Origin of the sequence: Microbacterium sp. B24 (assembly GCF_000333415.1) — a bacterium.
Lineage (GTDB): Bacteria > Actinomycetota > Actinomycetes > Actinomycetales > Microbacteriaceae > Microbacterium.
Map to the genome: position 1 here is coordinate 1 of NZ_BADB01000127.1, position 2055 is coordinate 2055.

The window sequence follows — 2055 nt, forward strand, 5'->3', positions numbered from 1 at the left end:
TCGACAGCGGACCCGTGGCCTCGACCGCCGCGGACTCGGGCTGGGCGAACACGAAGAACACGTCGTGCGTGCCCGTCGCGCCGGTGACATCGGCGGTGACCGTGGTCCACTCGCCGGCCGTGCCCTCCACCGGGAGCGTCGCGACGACCGGGCCGTCGACGTTGTCCAGGCGGACCTGCACCGAGGCACCTTCGACCAGCGGCTTCACGCGCGCCGACACCGTCGCCGCACCCTCGCCGAACGCGACCTGCGACAGCGCGGCGAAGTCACCGTCGTCGATGCTGGACAGCGCCATGTTGCCGTTGCCGTTGTGCTCCGGGAACTCGACCGAGGGCTGGGTCGTCGCCGTCGCCTTCACGCCGAGCTGCCAGGCCAGTGTCTCGGCCTCGAACGTACGGTACGGGTCGAAGTCTTCGACCTGCGCAACGCCGGCGCGCGTGCCGACGATGGGCTTGATCGTGCCGTCCGCATTGAACTCGAGCTTGTCGATGTGCACCGAGCGGTACCCCTGCGTCTGTCCCGCCGTGCCGAGGGCCTGCGCCCACGCGGCCCCGCGCGTCTGCGCGTGGTACGTGAAGTAGGTCTCGCCCTTGTAGGTGAACATGTCGGAGTGGTTGTTGCCGCCGTTGCCCGGTCCGAAGAACGTGCTCGGGTTCTGGAAGGCCACACCGGCGTACGTCGAGGCCGGCAGCTTCATCGGGTCATCGGTCATCATGTAGGCGATACCGCCGCGCGACGGATACTGCCCCGGGACCTCGTTCACCTGGAAGTTCGACGAGTACGAGTAGTAGTACTTGCCGTCGCGCTTGAAGATGGACGACGCCTCGAACATGCCGGGGCCGTCGATCTCGACGGGGTCACCGTCGAGGGTGACCATGTCGTCCTTCAGCTTCACGACGCGCGTCGACTTCGGGTTCTGCGGTCCCTGGACGTTGGCGCCCGAGCCGATCTGCGAGTTGCCGCCGAAGTACAGGTACGCCTGACCGTCGTCGTCGATGAACACCTCGGGGTCGAACAGCCACATGCCGGCGGGGAAGCCCCCGTTGTTGACGTAGTCGCGCGAGACGGTGTCGGGGATGATCTTCTTGCCGAGCGGATCGGTCCACGGTCCGAGCGGCGAACCGCCCACGACCACGGCGGTGCCGGTGCCGCTGTCGCAGAAGTACAGGTAGACCTTGCCGTCCTTCTCGATCGCCGCGGGCGCCCACGAGTTGCGCGCCCACGGAGCCGCGCCACCCTCGCGAGCGATCGGCACGGAGCCGTGATCGACCCAGTTGACCATGTCGGTCGTCGACATGACGTTCAGCGTCGTGATCGCCCCGTACCCGTTCGACGCCGTCGGAAGCCCATTGGCGTCCTTCGAGTTGGCCTCGTACTGCTGCGTGTCGTTGGTCGAGTAGATGTAGAGGCGACCGTTGTAGATGAGGTGGTGCGGGTCGGCGCCGAACTTGTGGCCCACCAGCGGGTTGTGGTCACCGATCGGCTTGGTCTGCACCTTCTCCAGCGAGGTGAAGCCGGGGCCGGCCGGAGCGTCCGAGATCTTGACGAGCGAGATCTCGTCGACTTGGAAGTCCTGGAGCGCGTTGGAGTTCCACGGGGTCTCGACGAACAGCCAGTCCATGCCGGGGTGGCGCTGGTCGGCGACGAAGTCCTTCGAGAACGATCCCCACTCGCCCTTGGTGAAGCTCTGACCACGATCGTCGCAGCCGTTGAAGTTGGCCGGGCAGAAGGTGAAGTTGAACTGCTGGGTGTCGGGGCCCTCGGTGTACTTGAGTTTCGCGCTCAGGCGGTAGCCCGCCCCGGCCTCGAGCTTGCCGGTGACACTGGCGAACGGACCGGATTGCGTGTTCGTGCGGCCTGTGACCTTCAGCGCGTTCAGGCCGCTCGCGGCATCCGTCGTCAGCGCCAGCGTGCCGCCGCGTGGAGCCTGCCACCCGGTGAAGCCGTCGACGAAGCGACCGTCGGGCAGCAGGTTGCCGGGGACGACCGGCACTTCCGGCACCGTGGGGGTCGTCGGCGTCGTGCTCTGAACCGTCAGTGATGCATCGTCGACGA

At 67.1% G+C, this 2055-nt stretch carries 1 protein-coding gene; it reads right to left on the reverse strand.

Going from position 1 to position 2055, the window contains the following annotated elements; genetic code table 11:
- Nucleotides 1–2055 (reverse strand): family 43 glycosylhydrolase (locus I5I_RS02820; protein WP_051039448.1); only part of this gene is annotated, 2055 nt, incomplete at both ends.